The organism is Faecalibacterium butyricigenerans, from assembly GCF_020687345.1.
GTDB lineage: Bacteria > Bacillota > Clostridia > Oscillospirales > Ruminococcaceae > Faecalibacterium > Faecalibacterium butyricigenerans.
This window is the reverse complement of record NZ_JAJEQL010000011.1, coordinates 1-18370: the sequence shown is the minus strand read 5'-3', so window position 1 is coordinate 18370 and position 18370 is coordinate 1. Positions and strand designations below refer to the sequence as shown.

Below are 18370 nucleotides of genomic sequence, written 5' to 3'. Positions count from 1 at the left end.
TTTCGCGCCCCGATTTCGGGATGCCCCAGCCAGACCCTTCCCACCCGCTGACCGAGTTTTACTGCCTGCTGCAGCGCGCACTGGACCGGGAGGGCGTCTTTGCCCTGCCCGCGCTCTACGCACAGTTTCGCGCACCGGCGCGGCGCATCTACGCCGACGAGGCCGCGGATTTTCTCACCCTCCTGCCTGAGGAGGGCGAGGGCGCTTCCCGGCTGCTGGCCCCGGCACAGCTCCAGCTGCTCTACTCCACCCTCCACGTCACACCGGAAGGTGCGCCCGCCGCCCTGCTGCTCACCGAGGAGTGCACCCGGACGGTCTATGCCGTCCAGCTGCTGCCGCCCTTCGTCTGGGAAGACCCACTCCCGCCCCTGCCGGACGCCCCGGCGGCGCTGAGCCTCACCCTCACCCTGCGGGACGTGGAGGAGATCGACGCCCACCCCGCCGCATTGGGCCACCGCCTCGTCTGCGACAAGGCGGGCAAGCGCTGGCTCCACCACCCCCGGGCTGAGACCTATCTTTCCGAGCGGGTGGCGCTCTTCCAGCGGCTCTACCGGTAATACAAAATCTGCACTCAGGGTCATCTGCCAAAACATGGCGGCAGATGGCTCTTTTGTTTTTTGCGTATTCATGTTATACTTTGGGTAACTGTGGAGCGTCCGGCGGAAGATTTTTCCGCCCTGCCCCATAAACTGCAATAATCGGGGCCGCTCATCCGTGTATGAGGTGAATGTCCCCTGTCGATCACCAATTCCACCGTGCCCTGCTGTACACAGGGCGTCAAAGGAGCATAGAACTATGGGACAGCTGACCAAAAATGAGATTTTTGCGCTGGCCGTGCAGCGATACAGTGACACGGTGTTCCGCGCCGCCATGCACAACTGCAGCTGCACTGCCGATGCGGAGGATGTGGTGCAGGATGTTTTCGAAAAACTGCTGTGCTACAATGGCCGCTTCGAGAGCGAAGAGCACCTGAAAGCGTGGCTGCTGCGCGTGACCATCAACCGCTGCCACGACCTGACCCGCGCCGCCCGCCAGAAGGACACTGAGCTGGACGAGAATCTTCCTGCCCCGGGCCAGATGGAGGACGGCAGCGTGCTGGACGCCGTGCGCGCCCTGCCCGAGAACTACCGCAATGCGGTCTACCTCCACTACTACGAGGGATACACCGCCGCCGAGGTGGGCCGGATGCTGGGTGCCCCCACCAACACGGTGCTCAGCTGGCTTCGCCGCGCCCGCGCCCAGTTACATACGATGCTGAAGGAGGAGATCGAAGATGAGGTGGTTTGAGTACAAAATGGAGGTGGACGACCTTCACGCATCGGATGACCTGAAGGCGAAGCTTCTTGCCATGCAGGGGGGCCAGACGGCATCCAGCGCCCCCAAAGCCGCCCCGAAGCCCAGAAAGGCCATCCGCTTTTCCCGCAAGACCCTGAGCATCGCCGCCTGCGGCCTGCTCTGCGGCGTCGGTCTGTATGCAGCGGTCGGCTCGCCCTTCCGCCTGATGGCTGCGGGTGGTGCGGCACTCACGGCAGAACCGGCCCCCGAGACGGCCTCCTATGCCGCCTACTCGATGGACAGCGTGAACAGCGCCCTTTCCGACTCCAAAATGGCCGTCCAGAGTAGCGGTGCTGCCGACACCGGCAGCGCCGTGAGCGACCGCAGCGCAGATGACACCAGTGCCCTGCGCGCCGAGACCGCACAGGAGGGCACGAAGCTCATCTACACGGCCAACCTTACCATCGAGAGCAAGGACTTCGACGCCGCCCGCACCGCCCTCAACGAGGCTGTGAGCGCTGCTGGCGGCTATATGGAGTCCAGCGATGAGTCCTCCTATTCCGGCATGGGCCGCAGCCTCTCCCTCACCATCCGCGTCCCGCAGGACAACTACGCCAGTTTCCTCGCAGCCGCCGCGCAGGCGGGCAACCTCGTGGACAAGAGCGAGCAGGTGCAGGACGTCACCACCCAGTATATGGACATCGAGGCCCGGCTTTCGAACCTGACCGCCCAGCGCACCCGCCTGCAGGAGCTTCAGGCCACCGCCGAGAACCTCTCCGACCTGCTGGAGATCGAATCCTCCCTCAGCGACGTGCAGTATCAGCTGGAAAGCTGGCAGTCGCAGCTGAACTGGTACAGCCAGCAGGTGGAGTGCTCTACGGTCTACCTCTCGCTGTCTGAGGTGAAGGAGTACACCCCCACCGAGGAATCCTATCTCTCCCAGCTGTCCAGCGCCCTCCGCAACGGCTGGTCGGGCTTCGTCTCCGGCCTCCAGCAGCTGACGGTCTGGGTCGTAGGCGTCTGGCCTCTGCTGACCCTCATGGCCGCAGCCGCTCTCATCGTCCATCTGGTGCGCCGCCGCACCCGCAAATGATCTCCGCCGAAAAAAATCCGGAACCTTTTTGAAAAAACGCTTGACATCCGCCCCATCCTGTGGTATTATACTTGAGCAGTCAGCGAGAGGCTGACAGCGAAAAGTAAATATCGCGGGGTGGAGCAGTCTGGTAGCTCGTCGGGCTCATAACCCGAAGGTCGTTGGTTCAAATCCGGCCCCCGCAACCACCAAGCATCTTGATTTCATCAAGATGCTTTTTCTTTTGTTTTCCGCATACGAGAAGAGGGACTGCATGGTAAGTGCAGTCCCTCTTTTGCATTATGTTACAGCATCCCGTGCCGACGCTGCTCGGCTTCCAGCTCCTGATTCAGAGCCGCCTTGCGGTGGTCCAGCAGGAGGTCCTTGTTGTACTGGAAATACCGCTCACAGCCGTTTTCGGCGATGAACGCATGGGCGGCGGGCGACAGGGTCAGCTCAGTGACGAAGACCACCATCTCCTGACTCTCGGCAAAGGCCTGCTCCATGAAGTCGAAGGCCGCCTCCAGCGCGGCGCTGGCCCTCTGCTGGGCCGTGTCGCGGGCCTCCGACAGGGTGCCGAACTGCTCCCGCAGCACCTTGAAGGCGGTGTCTGCGTCCGGCGCGGCGGCACGCAGCAGCGTTTTCTCCCAGCCGCGCAGGGTCTTGGCGGTCTGCAGGCGGGCTTCCAGCGCGGGCTTGTCCAGCAGACCGGCGGTGCGCTTTTTCTGGGTCTCGGCCTCGTAGTCGGCGGTCATCTGGCCGAAGAGCTGCGCCCAGCAGTTCGGCTCCTGCGCCAGCTCTGCGGGCATCCCGGCAAACGCCTTCTTGGTCTCTTTCAGGAAGGCGTAGCAGCCGTCGGCCACCGCGTCAGCCCGCCGGGAGGCGGCAAAGCGCGTCTCAAGGCCGGACAGGAGGAGGCTGACAAGGCTCAGTCTCTCGTCGAAGGGAGCCTGCAGCAGCCGCGCAAAGGCGGTGGGCTTTGCCTTACCAGCCAAGATGTCCTCCACGCCGTAATCGTCGCGGTACTTGTAGTAGAGGTCGAGATAGGCCGCAAAGTCCTCTGCGATCTTCTGGTGCTGGATATACTGACGGATCAGCTCCTCGTCGGCCTGCAGGCCCAGCGACTCGTAGGTGTTGAGCAGGTTGGACAGGTCCTCCCAGCCGCGGGCGGTGACGAACTGGGTGCCGTCCACGTCGGCGTTGATCTGGTAGAAGTTCTGGGGGTGCAGCTCAAGATAGCTCAGGATGGCGCTGTGGAGATGGGCTGCGCGAGCGTAATCCTTCCAGACCGGCAGGTCCGGCTCGATGTCCATCCGGCGGACGCGGTCGAGGGTGACGATGTCGAAGTCGCGGACAGATTTGTTGTATTCCGGCGGATTGCCTGCCGCCACGATGACCCAGCCCGCAGGCACGGCCTGATTGCCGAAGGTCTTGCACTGCAAAAACTGCAGCATGGTGGGGGCCAGCGTCTCAGAGACGCAGTTGATCTCGTCGATGAAGAGGATGCCTTCTTTCAAGCCCGTGGCCTCCATCTTGGCGTAGACGCTGGCGATGATCTCACTCATGGTGTATTCCGTCACCGAGACATCCCGGCCTCCGTAGTTGCGCTGGCGGATGAAGGGCAGGCCCACGGCGCTCTGGCGGGTGTGGTGGGTGATGGTGTAGGCCACCAGCGCCACGCCGCACTCCCGCGCCGCCTGCTCCATCACCTGCGTCTTGCCGATGCCCGGAGGCCCCATCAGCAGGATGGGGCGCTGGCGGATGGCGGGGATGGCGTACTCGCCCAGAGCGTCCTTGGCGAGATAGGCTCGGACGGTATGCTCGATCTCTTCTTTGGCTCGTTTGATGTTCATATTGCTTTTCCTCGTTATCACGAATTGTTGAGGTCGCGGTAGAGGTCGTCCTCCTCCGCCAGCGCTTCGGAGAGCGCCGAGGCGCTGCGGGCGGCCTCACCGGTAAATTCTTCTTCGTCCAGAACCACCTTCATGGCCCACGGCGGCACGTTGGCGTCGTCAAAGCGATCCCCCAAGAAGAGGAACGCCGTGTCGTAGGCCGGGCGGCGGGCCGGGTAGCTGCCCATGCCGTCGGTAAAGTAGAGCAGGCCCCGCAGGTTCGAGAACTTCTTCTCGGCGCAGAGCTGGCTGACGTACTCGAAGGCGGGCCGGAAGTCGGTGCCGCCGCCGCCCCGCAGCTCGAAGTGGTTCATGGCACGGATGAGGTCGTCCTCGCTCTTTACCGGGATGTCCTGCCGGACGGCGTTGTCCGCTTGGATGAGATGCAGATTCATCCGGTGGAAGAAATTCTCCCTGCCCTTCAGCAGGGTGTACGTCTCGGCCAGAAAAGCCCGCACCAGCTCACCCGACGTGGAATAGCTGGTGTCGATGACGAGGGCCAGCTCCTCGATCTTCTTGCTCTCCCGGGTCTCCAGCGGCTCGATGAGGGGCAGGTTGCCATAGACCGACAGGCCGTAGGTGTAGAAGTTCAGGTCGAATTCGTCCGGGTCGAGGTGGACTTCCTCCCGGGTGACACAGAACCGGCGCAGAAAGTCGCTGTAGCTGCGGCGGCTGCGGTTCGCGGCCTTGACCTGCTCCCGCAGGGCGTCTGCACCCTCACCAGCCTCTTTGTCCCGCAGTTCCAGTTCGGTCTGCATCCGCTCGCCGATCTTCTGCCACGTCTTCTGGGGCAGAGGGGTGGGCATCTGCTGGGGCTGGTCGGGGGCGTCCTTGGGCCAGAGGCGGTGGTCGTCGGCGTAGAACTCTTTTTCCAGCTGCCGCAGCACGCCGGGCGTCTGACGCACCAGCCAGCGGTAGATGGGGGCCGCAGCGGCCACCTTCTCCTGCGCGGCGATCTCTTCATAGGCGTGCTGGCGCACCCACGTCAGGGGGCGCTGGACGCTCCTGCGGCCAAGGCCGTCGATGACGTTTTCCACTGCGATGTCGCAGGCGAGGCTCCACAGCCTCGCGTCCCGCCTGCCCCGCAGCCAGAGGTGGCGGAAGATGCAGTGGAAGACAGTGTGGAGATACAGCCGGTTGAGGTACTTCGGGTTCTTCTGGTAAAGCCGCAGCAGAGCACTGGGCTGGTAGCAGAGGATGGTGCCGTCAGTCGCCAGCACACCGCACCGCTCGTCGGCGGTGGGCGTCAGGGCCGAGAGGGCCTGATCCAGAAAGCGGAAGTCCAGATACAGCCCGCTGCGCACCACGGCCAGCACCTCGCCGCCCATCCGGGCCTGCCACTCCTCATGCGTCTCGGGGCGGGCCGACTGGAAGGGCTTGCGGGGGTCGAAAAACTTTTCCTTCTCAGAAATCAAAATCATACCTCTTCTTTTTGGGCGCAGCGGCACGCTTTTTGTGCTCTGCGTCGGCCAGCAGGGCAGCCGCACCGGCGTTGTCGGCCTTGGCGGCAAGGGCAGCGCCCTCGGCAAAGGCGTCGGCGTCCATGACGTCCAGTGCCAACAGGGCCTTGATGCCCTCCATGTCCTGCGCCTTGAGCAGGCGGGTCAGCACCCGCCCGGTGTTTGCTTTCAGGAAGTCCCGATAGGCCCCCTGCGCGGCGGCGCTCAGCTGCCACGGCCAGCGGAGGCGGTCGAAGCAGAGCATCGCCATCACCGCCGCGTCGTCGGCGTCGTGGCCCTGCGGGAAGATGGCGTCGTACTCCGCCGGGAGAAGCCTGTTTTCGAGGAAGCACTGCCGATAGTGGTAGCCCTGCCCCGAAAAGGTGTGGAGCAGGATGTGAGCAGGGGTCTCTTCGATGTCCTCCCAGTAGGCAGGATACCACAGCCCCGCCCGGGGCGAGGCCTCCCCCACCGGCCAGAAGAGCGCCCGCACCGCCTCGGTGATGCTGCCCACAAGGGCGAACAGGCCGGTGGGCTGCTCGGGTGCTGCCCGGACGATGAGGTCTTCCAGCGCGAAGCAGTTGAGGAAAACGTCGCTGCCCATGGTCAGCTCCCCCGCCCCGGCGCTCAGGCGGCGGAGCTTCCGGCAGTTGTAGAACGCACAGCTGCCCACGACCCGCAGGCTGTCGGGCAGGGAGACTTCTTCGAGGAAGTTCCCGCAGACGGGGTGCAGGTCGTCGTCCTGCGCCGACGCCGCAGGCGCATCGAAGTCGAAGCTGTACCGCGCCCGGCCCCCCACCTCCCGGCCGAAGACACGGGTCAGGCGGAGCGTGCCGTCCTCGTCCTGCTCATAGCGGCAGGTCTTTTCCGGCCCGGGCAGGCCCCGGGGCTTCTCCGAAAAGCAGTAGTCGCCCAGCTCGGTGATGGGCCACTCACCCCCCTCCGGCCCGGGCACAGCCCCGGGCAGCACAGCGCACGGCTCGCCGCCGTACACCCGCACAAGGCGGGCCGCACCGCCCGCCAGCGGCAGAATATCTAGTAGCATAATAACTCCTATCCACTAACGCAAGGCCCGCTCTTTTTCGCCACATCGGGCTTTCAGCGGCCAGCTCAGAGTTTTCCGGCCTGCCAATGGGTACTTCGTACCCGGGTTGCGGCTCCCAGCGGCTGCTCCGCTCTCGCTTGCATCCCGCTGGCCGCTGCCCCAGCAGCTTCTCCCTGTTTCCGCCACTGGCGGCGGTCGTCGCTGCTGCCCTCTGGGGGAGCTGGCGCGCCAGCGCCTGAGAGGGCTGCATAAAAAAGGCTGCTGCACAGACACGCCGTGCAGCAGCTCCATTCAAAGCTTCATCCCTGTGCGGCCTGTGCAAGGCAATCGTTCATTGCCGCAAATACCGCGTCGCTGGTCATGGTGCTGCCGGAAACGGCATCCACGCCCGCCGTAGAGCCAGCCGCCAGCAGGGAGGCCGACAGGGCTTCTGCCGCCTTGCCGCCCAGATCCGGCGTCTCGCCGGAAGCATCGATCACAACATTGGTCACTTTTCCGCCGGTGATGGTCACGGTGACGCCCACCTCACTCAGACAGCCCTGCGCGCTGGCGGTATAGGTGCCGTCGGTGTAGGTCTCGGCATTGTCGGCAGCGGGGACCGTGCCGGTGCTTGCGATATAGAGGGCCAGCACGATGCCGAGGACGACATCCAGCACCAGCATGAGGATAATGTTGCGGGTCAAGTGTTTTTTCATGGTCTGTGAAGTGCTCCTTTTGCGATGTTTGGTGTCCTGCCCGCCGGACTTACTTTGCGGGCTTGAAGCTGTCGCGCAGGGTCACGACACGGTTGTACACGCCGGGGTTCTTGCTGTCCGGGGTGAAGAAACCGGTGCGCACGAACTGGAACTGCTCGCCGGGCTTTGCGTCGGCCAGAGCCTCTTCCAGCTTGCAGTCTTTCCGGACGACGACGCTCTCCGGGTTCAGATAGTCCTTGTAGTCGCTGCCCTCAGGGATGGCGTTCATGTTGGCCTCGGTGAACAGCTTGTCGTACAGACGTACTTCGGCGTCCACAGCGTGGGCTGCGCTCACCCAGTGGATGGTGCCCTTGACCTTGCGGCCGTCGGCGGGGTTGCCGTTGCCGGTCTCGAGGTCGGCGGTGCAGTGGATGACTGCGATGCTGCCGTCGGGGTTCTTCTCGACGCTCTCGCACTTGACGAGATAGCCGCCCATCAGGCGGACCTCGCCGCCGACGGTCAGGCGCTTGAACTTCGGAGGCGGGACCTCGGCGAAGTCCTCCTTCTCGATCCACAGCTCCTTGGTGAAGGCCACCTTGCGGGTCGTGGCGTCGTTGGCCTCCCGGTTGGGGTTGTTGGCGATGTCGAAATACTCGGTCTTGTCGGCGGGGTAGTTGTCCACCACCAGCTTGACGGGGTCCAGCACGGCGATGCGGCGCTGGGCGGTCAGGTCCAGCTCGCTGCGGATGCAGGCCTCCAGCTGGCGCATATCAATGAGGTTGTCCGACTTGGAGATGCCGGCCTCCCGCACAAAGGTAAAGATAGAGGAAGCGGTATAGCCGCGGCGGCGCAGGCCGCACAGGGTGGGCATACGGGGGTCGTCCCAGCCGTCTACGATGCCCATCTCCACCAGCTCGCGCAGATAGCGCTTGCTCATGACGGTGTTGGTCATGTTCAGGCGGGCAAACTCGCGCTGCTTGGGGAACTCGGTGCCGAAGATATTCTCGATGACCCAGTTGTACAGGGGGCGGTGATTTTCGAACTCGAGGCTGCACATACTGTGGGTGATGCCCTCGATGGCGTCCTGAATGGGGTGGGCAAAGTCGTACATCGGGTAGATGCACCACTTATTGCCCTGACGGTGATGCTCGGCATACTTGATGCGGTAGATGGCCGGGTCACGCAGATTCATATTGGGGCTGGCGAGGTCGATCTTGGCGCGAAGGGTCTTCTCGCCCTCCTTGAACTCGCCCGCACGCATCCGGCGGAACAGGTCGAGGTTCTCTTCCGGGCTGCGGTCGCGCCACGGAGAGGGGCGGGAGGGCTTGCCCGCGTCATTGCCGCGGTACTCGCGCATCTCATCGCGGGTCAGATCATCGACGTAAGCCTTGCCCTCAAGGATGAGCTTCTCGGCGTACTCGTAGCACTTGTCGAAGTAGTCGCTGCCGTAGAAGATGCCGCCCGTGGGGTCAGCACCCAGCCAGTGCAGATCCTCGATGATGCTGTTGACGTACTCCTCGCCTTCGCGGGCGGGGTTGGTGTCGTCGAGGCGGAGGTTGAACTTGCCGCCGTACTGGTTGGCGATGGACCAGTTGATATAGATGGCCTTGGCGCTGCCGATGTGCAGGTAGCCGTTCGGCTCCGGCGGGAAGCGGGTATGGATCTCGCTGACCTTGCCTTCGGCGAGGTCGGCGTCAATGATCTCGGTCAAAAAGTTTTTATCTGCCATATGGCGTTCCCCCTATCAGGGCATAACAAGCCCGGAATTACACTTTTGATACCCTTTATGATACACTATTTCCTGCTCTGCTTCAAGGTGGAAAGCCGAAGTTTGGGATGTTTTCGGCGTCATTTTGCGAAAAAGCGGGCCTTCTCTGCCCATCTTTCCAAAAAACTTGAAATTCGCGCTTGACATTCGGCACAGAATCTTATATAATAATCAAGCATTCAGCGAATGCGGAACACATCTAGGGGTATAGCTCAGTTGGTAGAGCAGCGGTCTCCAAAACCGCGTGCCGTGAGTTCGAGACTTACTACCCCTGCCACAAACGCACAGAGAATATTCTGTGCGTTTTGTTTTTGCCTTTTTCGCTCAGATGTCGGACTTTCTGAAACTTTTTTGGGTTTTTCTGAATTTCACGCTTGACAACAGGGTGTTTCTCAGGTATAATAACACACGTTCCGGCGGTCAACCGCCAGACACACTTGAGCGATCATGGCCCGGTAGCTCAGTTGGTTAGAGCACCAGCCTGTCACGCTGGGGGTCGTCGGTTCGAGCCCGATCCGGGTCGCCATTTGCTGCTATAGCTCAGTTGGTAGAGCGCATCCTTGGTAAGGATGAGGTCTCCAGTTCGAATCTGGATAGCAGCTCCAGTTTGAAACACCTTGGAGTCCAAAGACTTCAGGGTGTTTTATTTTGTGCAAAAGAGCAGGTTCCCCTGATTTTTACTACCCGGGTTGATTTTTTGCGCCAAATGAAGTATACTATCTTTATAATCCCGACGGGATTTATAGCAGTTTGCGTTTTTAATGCACAAGCAACATCCGCAAACTGCATATCGCAAATATGCTATTTTGATAGGCACTATTTTTGAAAATTGCGATAAGAAACCATTTTCTACGAGAACTATTTCCTCCAATCGATAAACCGCGCCGCAGGTTCGAACATTACCTGCGGCGCGGTTTTTGTTATTTTTGCAGACGCCAGCGGCTCCCCCTTTGGGGGAGCTGGCGCGAAGCGCCTGAGAGGGCAAGGACGCTGACGGAGAATCACATATACAACGATAGCTCCGCTCTGACAAAGAGCCTGCTTATCGCTGTATCGCAGCTCTATCCTGCCGGGCTTGCCCTCTCCGTCTGCTTCGCAGACACCTCTCCCAAGGGGAGAGGCTTTGCAGCCGCGGCCGCAAAATAAAAACACCCCAAAACCTTCCGGCTTTGAGGTGTCTTGAGCTGGAGCTGCTATCCAGATTCGAACTGGAGACCTCATCCTTACCAAGGATGCGCTCTACCAACTGAGCTATAGCAGCACAATCACAGCTCAATTATAATACCATAAACTCTGCCGCATTGCAAGAGGTTTTTGCAAAAAATCTGTCTTTTTTCGCATTTTCCCGCCCGGGCATCAAAAAACGGCTGCCGTTTTCCACGGCAGCCGTTCGTATGGTTGAAAACCGATCACTCGATGAGGCCGTTCAGCAGAGCAAGGCACTTGCGGCTGTGCAGCTTGCGGATGGCCTTTGCCTCGATCTGGCGGACACGCTCACGGGTGACGCCGAAATCGCGGCCCACCTCTTCCAGCGTGCGGGGACGGCCATCGTCCAGACCGAAGCGGAGACGGATGACCTTCTCTTCACGAGGGGTCAGGCTCTTGAGGGCCTGATTGATCTGCTGGGCCACCATGGCGCGGTCTGCGGCCTTGCCGGGGGCCTCGGCGTTCTCGTCGGCGACGAAATCGCCCAGAGAGGAATCCTCCTCCTCGCCCACGGGGCTTTCAAGGCTGGCAGGCTCCTGCGCCATCCGCTGGATCTCGCGGACGCGCTCGACGCTCATGTCCATTGCCTTTGCCAGCTCCTCCGGGGTCGGCTCGTGGCCGTTCTGGTAGACCAGCTGGTTGGTGGCCTGACGCATCCGGTTGATGGTCTCCACCATATGCACCGGGATGCGGATGGTGCGGGCCTGATCGGCGATGGCGCGGGTGATTGCCTGACGGATCCACCACGTTGCGTAGGTGGAGAAGCGGAAGCCGCGGTCGCAGTCGAACTTCTCCGCCGCCTTGATCAGGCCGATGTTGCCCTCCTGGATCAGGTCGAGGAAGGCCAGATTGTGGCCGACGTGCTTCTTGGCGATGGAGACCACCAGACGGAGGTTCGCTTCGCTCAGGCTGCGGCGGGCGTTCAGGCCGTCACGGCGGATCTTCAGCAGCTCCTGACGGCGCTCCTCGGTCAGGGGGCCGTTCTCCACAGCCTCCATGGCCTCTTCTTCCGCAGCCTTCTCCTCGGCGTCCTCGCTGGACTTCTCGTTGCCCTCTTCGTCGATGTCCTCGGTGTAGCTGCGGCTGTTCTCGTCCTCCTCGAAGGAGAAGCGGGCGCTGTTCTTCTTGATGTACTCCGGCGCACCGTACTTCTGACGGTCCGCCTGCAGGATATGGGCAGCCTCGGCACCGGAGTGGATGCGCTTGCTCAGGTCCACTTCCTGCTCTGCGCTCAGCAGCGGGATCTGGCCGATCTGTTTGAGGTAGTTCTTGACCGGGTCGTCCAGCAGCTCATCCATCGCGGCCTTCAGGTCGGCGGGGTTCTCCTCGGCGGCCTCTTCCTCGTCTTCCATGCCCAGACCCAGCTCGTCACTGTTGTTCTCGGCGTTCTCCACCTCGGCAATGATGCTGTCCACGTCCAGATTCACATCGGCGTCGGCCTCATCCTCGATGATCTTGATGCCGCGCTCTTCAAGGAGCGTATAGAGCGTTTCCACATCCATCCTGCACTGTGCGGCCAACGTCTTGGCCTCCTGTGCCGACAGGGTGCCCTCGCCTTTCGTCAACAGTTCCTTCAAAGTCATGCCCATTTCGCTCTCTCCTTCTCACCACGGGAAAACCTCCCCGCAGGTGAACTTGTCTCATAGTTTCGGCCCTGCTGCATCAGATCACAAGGCCTCCGTTGACGCCAAACACCTGTCCGGTGATGTAGCCGGCGTCCTCTCCGGCGAGGTACAGCAGAAGCTTTGCCACCTCTTCGGCGGTGCCGAGGCGCCCCACCGGGGTCTCCTCGGCCAGTGCCGCTTTGTCCTCAGCAGTGAACGAGGCCATCATATCGGTGTCGATGACGCCGGGGGCCACACAGTTCACGGTGATGCCGCTGGGACCTTCTTCTTTTGCCAGAGCCTTGGTCAGGCCGATGAGGCCCGCCTTGGCGGCGGAATAATGCACCTCGCAGCTGCCGCCGGTCTGGCCCCACATACTGCTCACGGTGAGGATACGGCCCGCCTTGCGGCGGATCATCCCGGGCAGGGCCAGCTGGCAGAGGTTGAACGCACCGGTCAGGTTGACATTCAGCATCCGCTGCCACTCCTCCGGCGTGATGTCGGTGAACAGCTTCTGCTGGGCGATGCCCGCGTTGCTCACCAGCACATCCAGATGGCCCAGCGCCTGCTCGGCGGCGCGGAAGGCCAGCTCACAGCTGGCCCGGCTGGCTACGTCACACTGGACGGCCAGCACGCCCGGCAGCTCTTTCTCCAGCGCTGCCGCCGCCTCTGCGTTGGTGTGGTAGAACACCGCCACCCGGTAGCCTGCCGCGTAGAATGCACGGGCCGCAGCGGCGCCGATGCCCCGGTCGCCGCCCGAGATGAGGACGGTGCGGCCATTCGCCGCCGGGGCGGTGGGCTGCGGCAGTCCCACAGGCTCCGGTTCTGGTTCCGGCGCAGCGCTGGCCGGAATTTCCCTCGTTTCCTGCGCCAGCGGTGCGGCCTCGGCCGCTTCCTCCCGCTCGGGCAGAGTCGGCCTGCGCTGTTCCTTCTTCGGCCCGGCGTCTGCCAAGTCGAACGTCAGCTCAAATTCGTCGTTGTACAAGAGTCAGACCCTCCTGTCCACTATTTTCGGCCATGAAAGCCCCTTCGTGTCAGGGCGTCACGGCGGGAAAGGAAACAGTCCCCCCACCCCGCCGGAGCTGCGCTCTGCTCACTTTTCCCGGTCTAGTCCGGTCCTGCGGCGCGCCCGGTGGCGTTTGTGTGGTTTCGACAAGTTTCCATTGAATAATATAGCACAATCGGGCGAAAAAAGAAAGTGGGCACCGGCGATTTTTTCACGCAGTTCCCACTTTTTTCACAGATTCAGGGGGTCACGGGCGGTTTCCAGCGGGGCTTTGCGGCCCGCTTGGCCCGCAGCGAGACGAAAAACGCCTGCAAAAGCTGCTGCGCCTCGTCGGCCCGCAGCCCTTTTTCGATGACGGGGTGATGGTTGAAGGGCTGGGCGAAGAGGTCGGTCACAGAGCCGCAGCAGCCCGCCTTGACGTCGGCTGCACCGTACACCACCCGCTTGATGCGGCTGTTGATGATGGCCCCGCTGCACATGGGGCAGGGTTCCAGCGTGACGAACAATTCGCACTGCCACAGCCGCCAGCCGCCCAGCTTTTTGCAGGCTGCGTCGATGGCCAGCAGCTCCGCGTGGTGGAGGGCGTTCTTTTCGGTCTCCCGGGTGTTGTGGGCGGCGGCGATGATCTCGCCCTCCTTTGCCACCACAGCGCCCACCGGCACCTCTCCCAGCGCGGCGGCTTTCCGGGCCTCGTCCAGCGCGGCCCCCATCAGCTCAAAGTCGGTCATCCCATTCCCCTTTCCGCCAGCCGTGCGGCAAACACGAGGCAGTTGTTTATCATATGAAGTGCGCAGCCGGGCCATACGCTCCGGGCTTTCCGGGCCGCCCAGCCGAAGATAAGGCCCATGCCCAGCGCATAGGCCCGGGCCGTCCAGCTGCCGTGCAGGCCCGCAAAGAGCAGCGCCTGCACCACGACAGCCGCCCTGCCGCCCAGCGGCTGCAAAAGATAGAGTGCACCGCCCCGGAAGGCCAGCTCCTCCGCCAGCGGGGTCACAAGGCAGATGCGCAGCGCCGCCCACCCGAGGGCCGCGCCCTCGGGCAGAGCGCTCTGTTCCTCCGGGAAGAACAGCTGCGCCCCCGCTGCCAGCAGCGCCCAAAGCACCGCCGCCTCCGTCAGGACCCGGCACTGGGCGGCGAGAGACGGCCTTTCGGTCTTCTTTTTCAGTCTTTCCACGGTGCACCCTCCTGTCGGCGGACATTGTACCATACTACCGTCCTGTTTTGCAAGCAGTTTTTTCGCTCATTCGAAGAAATTTTGCTCAAAAGATTGACATACTATCCAACCTTCTGGTATACTTTGTACGACTTTTTATGAATTTATCGTCTTCCGATAAACACGACTGAACCGCACCCATGGAGGTACCAACCACATGATACGCATTCTTACCGATTCTGCATCCGACATCCTGCCCGCTGAGGCTGCAACGCTGGGCGTGGATGTCATCCCCCTCAACGTCACCCTCGAGGACGGCACCGTCATCCGGGACGGCGTGGACCTGACCCCCAGCGAATATTACGCACACATGGCCGCCTGCAAGAAGCTGCCCACCACCAGCCAGCCCAGCCCTGAGCTGTTCGAGAAGTTCTACGCCGAGGCCGCAGCAGCCGGGGACGAGGTCGTGGGCATCTTCCTGTCCCATGAGCTTTCCGGCACCTACCAGTGCGCCAAGCTGGCCGCAGACCTTGCCAACGTGGACAACGTCGTCTTCGTGGACAGCACGAATGTCTGCCTCGGCGAAGCCCTGCTGGTGCGTCTGGCCGTCCATCTGCGGGACATCGGCAAGTCCGCCGTCCAGATCGCAGCCACCCTTGAGCACGCCAAGGAGCATCTGCACCTCGTCGCCGCCATCGACGACCTGAAATACCTGCGCAAGGGCGGTCGTCTGCCGGCCGCCGTAGCCGTGGCGGGCGGGATGCTGGGCATCAAGCCCCTCATCACCCTCAAGGAGGGCAAGGTGGCGATGGCGGGCAAGGCCCGCGGCCTGCCCGGCGCTTATGTCGCCCTCTTCAAGAAGATCGAAGAGCTGGGCGGCATCAACCCCCGCTTCGACTCTCTGGCCGGTTACACCGTCAGCACCCGCGAGGTGGCTCCCATCCAGACCTATCTGGTCGATAATCTCGGCCTTCCCGAGCCGCTGGTGCGCCAGATCGGCTGCGTCATCGGCACCCATGCAGGCCCCGGTGCCTTTGGTCTGGCTTTCTTTGACAACGGGCTTATCATCGACTAAAGAGATCCATAGAAAAAGGCTGCCGTGCATCCGCACAGCAGCCTTTTTTGTTTTGTTTACAGCATATCCGTGACCAGCTTGCCCAGCAGGAGCACCAACACCACGAGCATCATGGGGCGGATGAACTTTGCGCCCTTGGTCAGGGCGAAGTGGGAGCCGATGATGTTGCCGACGATGCCGCTGATGGCGCAGGGGATGCCCACCGTAAAGACCACCAGACCGCTGCTCAGATAGGTGAAGAGGCTGGCGTAGTTGCTGGCAAGGTTCAGCACCTTGGCGTTGCCGTTGGCGGTGCGCAGGTCGAAGCGCATCAGGCTGGTAAAGGCAATGATGGCAAAGGTTCCCGTGCCCGGGCCAAATATGCCGTCGTACAGGCCGATGCCAAGGCCGATGCCCAGCGCCAGCAGGGTCTTTTTCAGGTCTATGGTGCCGTCGTCCCGGTTCTCGTCCGGGAGGTTGCGCCGCCACAGGATAACGACCGCCGCGATGGGCAGGATGATGAACATCATCGCCTGCAGCACCTCATCGCTGAGCATCAGGACGATGTGCGCCCCCAGTGCGCTTCCCGCAAAGCTGCCGACGGCGGCGAGGACGCCCACCTTGACATTCATCGCGCCATTCCGGAAGAAGCTGGCGGTGGCGAAGGTGGTGCCGCAGGCGGCGCTGAACTTGTTGGTGGCGTAAGTATAGTGGGGCGGCAGACCCGCAAAGAGATAGGCCGGCAGGCTGATGAGTCCGCCGCCGCCTGCTGCCGAATCGACAAAGCCCGCAAAGCCGGTCATAAGCACCAGAAACGCCATCATCGGCAGGCTGATTTGAATACCCATTGTTATAATTTCCTTTAATATTCCTATTTTCGATTGATCTTTACTTGTAAAGCTCACCCTCGCAGGCCAGGATCTGGTCGAGGATCATCCGGGACACCCGTGCACCGTAGACCATCGAGGGGTGGTCGTTGTACTCGATGATGTCGTGGAAGTCCTTATTCATCAGGACGATGACATACTCGCCGTAGGGGGTGTGGACGATGCCGCCGTCGTTGCGGCAGGCGTTCATGCTGCCGCTCTTGCTGGCCACCCAAATCAGCTCCGGCTCACCGGTCTCCTCACAGTCGAGGTAGAACTGGGGGAAATCGTGGGTGAGCATGGTGTTGTAGTGCTGCTGACGGAAGATGGCCAGCATCTCGGCGCTGGCCTCGGCGCTGACGAGCGTGCCCTTCGCCACCTGCGCGAAGAGGGAGGCATAATCCCGGGGCGTCGTGGTGCCGAGGTCGGCGTAGAGGTCAAAGTGAAGGGGATTGTGCAGGACGGTGTGGGCAAAGCCCATCTCCCGGATGCAGGCGTTGATGACATCCAGCCCCAGATAGTCGATGACCATGTTGGTGGCGATGTTGTCCGAGCAGATGATCATCATGGTAGCGGCGTCCTTGACCTTCAGGCTCGCGCCCACCCCCAGTGCCCGCAGCATCCCCGAACCATCCACGAAGTGCTCCGGCTTGTAGGTGATCTTTTCCTCGAGGCTGGCTTTGCCACGGCTGGCCTGCAGATACAGGGCCGCGAGGATGTACGCCTTGATGGTGGAAGCCGTCTCGAACTCCTCGTCGGCCCCGATCTCCACCGTGTGGCCGTGCAGGTCGTCCACAAAGACGCTCATCTTCCCCTGATAGGAGTAAAGCTCCGCCGCAATGCGCTTTTCCAGCGTCATGTTTTTATCCATATCGGAATCTCCTTATTTTTCTCTACTCGGCGTTGTCACGTCCTGTCGAAACCGCGCCGTACTTTTCAGTATACCGCAGTACAGCGGGAAAGTCCACTCTCTCAGAGATTCTCTTCGAAGAACCGGCGGGCGTTGCGGTAGAAGATGTCCTCCACCTCGTCCTCGGTGAAGCCCTCGCGGCGGAGGGCCTCCGCCAGCAGCGGGAGCTTCGAGCAGTCGTCCATCTCCAGCTTTCCGCCAATGCCGTCGAAGTCGCTGCCCAGACCAATGATGCCGATGCCGCCCACCTGCTTGAAATGGGCCGCGTGTTTTGCCATCAGGGCCGTGGTGCTGCGGCAGAGCTTTTCTTCCGGCTGGTGGTCGAGGAAGCCGCTGCAGTAGTTGAGGCCCACAAGGCCGCCCTTATCGGCCAGTGCGCGGATCATCTCGTCGGTGAGATTGCGGCAGTGGGGCGCGAGGGCGCGGCAGTTGGAGTGGCTGGCCGCAAAGGGGCGGGTGGAGTGCTCGACAATGTCCCAGAAGCCCTTGTCGGACAGGTGGCTCACATCCGCAATGAGATGCAGCCGCTCCATCTCGGCGAGGAACTCGAAGCCCTTCTCCTTCAGGCCCGTCTCGGTGTTGGGGGCACAGGGCCAGATGTCGCCGCCCCCGCCGGGCACGACGTTGGGGCTGGCAAGCTCATTCTCGTGGTTCCACGTCAGGGTCATCATCCGGACGCCCAGCTCGTACAGCCGGCGCAGCACGCCGAGGCTGCCCTTGCAGCAGCCACCCTCTTCGATGGTGAGCATTCCGCTGATCTTGCCCTCGGCGGCGTTTTTGCGGATGTCAGAGGGGCGATACACCGGCGCGATCTCCTCCGGGTATTTTTCCATGATGCGCTTGAAGACGTCGATCTCTTCCAGCGCCGTCACCAGCGGGTCGGCACCGGGGGTCTTATCGCCCAGATTGACGAAGGCGGCAAAGCATTGGAGCATATAGTCGCCTTTTTTCAGCTTCTGCAGATCGATGTGCAGATCGTTCTCCGCAAAGCTCTTGGGTGCGCCCGCCTTTTCGGCGTAGCGCAGCTCGCTTAAAGTGTCACAATGTAAATCGAAGACTTTCATTTTGGTTCTCCTTTGTTAAAGGGAAGGTGATGCTTCCGTTAAGCTCGTTTTTTAAGCAGGTTCTCGCGCTGGTGGCGCGGGGGATGTTTTCTCTTTTGGTCAAGTGGCTTGCGCTCCGCGCGGGCCAGAGGCAGGGAGGGGTGTTTCGATTCCCCCCTCCCTACCTCTGGACTCCACTCTCCCCGCAACGAGTTAAGGGCTGCTCGCCCTTAACAAGCCCAATGTGGAAGTCGAAACGGAAAAAAGCTAGCCGCTGCGCTTAACGCTTTTTTCTCGTTTCTCCCATTTGCTGCTTCGCAGCAGACTTTACGCCCTTGCAGAACATAAAGTTCTGCGAAAACG

16 protein-coding genes and 5 tRNA genes are annotated in these 18370 nt (G+C 61.8%); 8 read left to right on the top strand and 13 right to left on the bottom strand.

Translation table 11 applies throughout. The annotated features are described in order from the left end of the window. The first annotated feature begins 20 nt into the window (after positions 1–20). From LKD23_RS06025 to LKD23_RS06010, 4 genes are all read left to right on the top strand, one after another. A complete protein-coding gene (locus LKD23_RS06025) occupies positions 21–557 on the top strand; it encodes a hypothetical protein (RefSeq protein ID WP_227620890.1) in 537 nt (178 codons plus the stop codon). Between the two features lie 238 nt (positions 558–795). After that, positions 796–1287, top strand: coding sequence for an RNA polymerase sigma factor (locus LKD23_RS06020; protein ID WP_227620889.1), 492 nt, complete (start codon positions 796–798; stop codon positions 1285–1287). Then, positions 1274–2368: a DUF4349 domain-containing protein gene (locus LKD23_RS06015; protein ID WP_227620888.1), complete on the top strand. Its 1095-nt coding sequence runs from the start codon at positions 1274–1276 to the stop codon at positions 2366–2368. Before LKD23_RS06020 ends, LKD23_RS06015 begins: the two co-directional genes overlap by 14 nt. A gap of 111 nt (positions 2369–2479) precedes the next feature. Beyond that, a tRNA-Met gene (locus tag LKD23_RS06010) sits at positions 2480–2556 on the top strand. Between the two features lie 96 nt (positions 2557–2652). Here LKD23_RS06010 and LKD23_RS06005 read toward each other — a convergent pair. The 5 genes from LKD23_RS06005 to LKD23_RS05985 form a co-directional block, all read right to left on the bottom strand. Continuing rightward, complete coding sequence (locus LKD23_RS06005) at positions 2653–4200, bottom strand: ATP-binding protein (RefSeq protein WP_227620887.1); 1548 nt, start codon at positions 4198–4200, stop codon at positions 2653–2655. Positions 4201–4217: 17 nt separating this feature from the next. Next, positions 4218–5660, bottom strand: coding sequence for a vWA domain-containing protein (locus LKD23_RS06000; RefSeq protein ID WP_227620886.1), 1443 nt, complete (start codon positions 5658–5660; stop codon positions 4218–4220). Then, positions 5644–6723: a leucine-rich repeat protein gene (locus tag LKD23_RS05995; RefSeq protein WP_227620885.1), complete on the bottom strand. Its 1080-nt coding sequence runs from the start codon at positions 6721–6723 to the stop codon at positions 5644–5646. The genes LKD23_RS06000 and LKD23_RS05995 overlap by 17 nt, the downstream gene beginning before the upstream one ends. Positions 6724–7022: 299 nt before the next feature. Then, positions 7023–7418, bottom strand: a complete 396-nt coding sequence (locus LKD23_RS05990) for an FMN-binding protein (protein WP_227620884.1) — start codon at positions 7416–7418, stop codon at positions 7023–7025. 49 nt (positions 7419–7467) lie between these two features. Then, positions 7468–9126: a glutamine--tRNA ligase/YqeY domain fusion protein gene (locus LKD23_RS05985; RefSeq protein ID WP_227620883.1), complete on the bottom strand. Its 1659-nt coding sequence runs from the start codon at positions 9124–9126 to the stop codon at positions 7468–7470. A gap of 240 nt (positions 9127–9366) precedes the next feature. On the opposite strand from LKD23_RS05985, the gene LKD23_RS05980 reads away from it, so the two are divergent. The 3 genes from LKD23_RS05980 (at position 9367) to LKD23_RS05970 (ending at position 9770) form a co-directional block, all read left to right on the top strand. Beyond that, positions 9367–9442, top strand: a tRNA-Trp gene (locus LKD23_RS05980). A gap of 172 nt (positions 9443–9614) precedes the next feature. Further along, a tRNA-Asp gene (locus LKD23_RS05975) sits at positions 9615–9691 on the top strand. A 3-nt stretch (positions 9692–9694) separates the two neighbouring features. After that, positions 9695–9770: transfer RNA gene (locus LKD23_RS05970), tRNA-Thr, on the top strand. A gap of 580 nt (positions 9771–10350) precedes the next feature. On the opposite strand, the gene LKD23_RS05965 is transcribed toward LKD23_RS05970, so the two are convergent. The 5 genes from LKD23_RS05965 to LKD23_RS05945 form a co-directional block, all read right to left on the bottom strand. Continuing rightward, positions 10351–10426, bottom strand: a tRNA-Thr gene (locus tag LKD23_RS05965). Positions 10427–10574: 148 nt separating this feature from the next. After that, positions 10575–11960: an RNA polymerase sigma factor gene (locus LKD23_RS05960; RefSeq protein WP_227620882.1), complete on the bottom strand. Its 1386-nt coding sequence runs from the start codon at positions 11958–11960 to the stop codon at positions 10575–10577. Positions 11961–12033: 73 nt separating this feature from the next. Next, positions 12034–12960 (bottom strand): elongation factor P 5-aminopentanone reductase, encoded by a 927-nt coding sequence (gene ymfI / locus LKD23_RS05955; RefSeq protein WP_349138453.1) that lies wholly within the window; start codon positions 12958–12960, stop codon positions 12034–12036. A 260-nt stretch (positions 12961–13220) separates the two neighbouring features. After that, positions 13221–13709 (bottom strand): nucleoside deaminase, encoded by a 489-nt coding sequence (locus LKD23_RS05950; RefSeq protein ID WP_227620881.1) that lies wholly within the window; start codon positions 13707–13709, stop codon positions 13221–13223. Beyond that, on the bottom strand, positions 13706–14155 hold the full coding sequence (locus tag LKD23_RS05945) for a CPBP family intramembrane glutamic endopeptidase (protein ID WP_227620880.1): 450 nt from the start codon (positions 14153–14155) through the stop codon (positions 13706–13708). The genes LKD23_RS05950 and LKD23_RS05945 overlap by 4 nt, the downstream gene beginning before the upstream one ends. Before the next feature lie 196 nt (positions 14156–14351). On the opposite strand from LKD23_RS05945, the gene LKD23_RS05940 reads away from it, so the two are divergent. Further along, the gene (locus tag LKD23_RS05940) at positions 14352–15209 is read left to right on the top strand and encodes a DegV family protein (protein WP_227620879.1); all 858 of its coding nucleotides are present in this window, start codon (positions 14352–14354) and stop codon (positions 15207–15209) included. A gap of 56 nt (positions 15210–15265) precedes the next feature. On the opposite strand, the gene LKD23_RS05935 is transcribed toward LKD23_RS05940, so the two are convergent. The 3 genes from LKD23_RS05935 to LKD23_RS05925 form a co-directional block, all read right to left on the bottom strand. Beyond that, positions 15266–16036, bottom strand: a complete 771-nt coding sequence (locus LKD23_RS05935) for a TSUP family transporter (RefSeq protein WP_227620878.1) — start codon at positions 16034–16036, stop codon at positions 15266–15268. A 40-nt stretch (positions 16037–16076) separates the two neighbouring features. After that, complete coding sequence (locus tag LKD23_RS05930; RefSeq protein ID WP_227620877.1) at positions 16077–16925, bottom strand: serine hydrolase; 849 nt, start codon at positions 16923–16925, stop codon at positions 16077–16079. Between the two features lie 101 nt (positions 16926–17026). Further along, the gene (locus tag LKD23_RS05925) at positions 17027–18028 is read right to left on the bottom strand and encodes a dipeptidase (protein WP_227620876.1); all 1002 of its coding nucleotides are present in this window, start codon (positions 18026–18028) and stop codon (positions 17027–17029) included. Positions 18029–18370 lie beyond the last annotated feature (342 nt).